We start from the raw sequence: 825 nt of genomic DNA on the forward strand, positions 1-825 counted from the left end.
TTAAGTGCGTGTTTACGAGATCGCCTCTCGGCTCGCAGCTCAAGCTCGATCCATCCCTGTCGAATCCGTAACGTCCCCTTGGTATAAGGGAAATACGGGAGAAAATATCAAGCTCTCACTCAAACTGGCTATACTCTTATTATAACATGATCACGGCTCTTTTCAATTGTCAAATCCTGCAAATGAATGGCGTCGTGATCTGATCGTGAACACAGTATAGCACAGGCCTGATTTTCGAATCAAGCACTATGCCTTTAGAAGCCTTTTTGACTGTCTCTGAACGCTCTTTCGATTTCCCGCTTCGCGTCCTTGCGCTTCAGATCTTCCCGTTTGTCATAGTTCTTCTTCCCTTTTCCAAGGCCGAGAAGCACTTTGGCAAAGCCGTTTTTTAAATACAGCTTCAGCGGAACGAGAGAATAGCCTTTTTCCTTTGTTAACCCGATCAGCTTATTAATCTCCTTGCGGTGCATTAACAGCTTTCTTGTCCGAAGCGGATCGTGGTTATAGCGGTTTCCCTGCTCATATGGGCTGACGTGCATATTGTGGAGAAACACTTCTCCCCGTTCGATTTTGGCGAAGGAATCCTTAAGGTTTACGCGGCCGGCGCGAATCGATTTGATTTCGGTTCCTTGCAGAACGATGCCTGTTTCATAGGTTTCTTCTATAAAATAATCGTGGTTGGCTTTCTTATTTTGAGATAATACTTTTCCTGACCCTTTTGGCATGCCAGAACCTCCTCTCTCTAAGGAAAAACTGTCCACCTTTTGCGATACGCTCTATTTTACCAAATGTCACGTGCCGCTACAATGAAAAGCTGTTTCCGAA

1 protein-coding gene is annotated in these 825 nt (G+C 45.1%); it reads right to left on the reverse strand.

Annotation, left to right across the window (positions count from 1 at the left end):
- Window positions 1-254: 254 nt before the first annotated feature.
- Window positions 255-725 carry an SsrA-binding protein gene (gene smpB, locus ACWHAR_RS25415; RefSeq protein WP_003220025.1) on the reverse strand — a complete coding sequence of 157 codons (471 nt, stop codon included), beginning with the start codon at window positions 723-725 and terminating at the stop codon, window positions 255-257.
- Window positions 726-825 lie beyond the last annotated feature (100 nt).

The organism is Bacillus sp. LR--39, from assembly GCF_053613335.1.

Coding starts and splice junctions, on each gene's coding strand:
- smpB (WP_003220025.1), bottom strand. CDS start 725: ATGCCAAAAGGGTCAGGAAAAGTATTATCTCAAAATAAGAAAGCCAAC.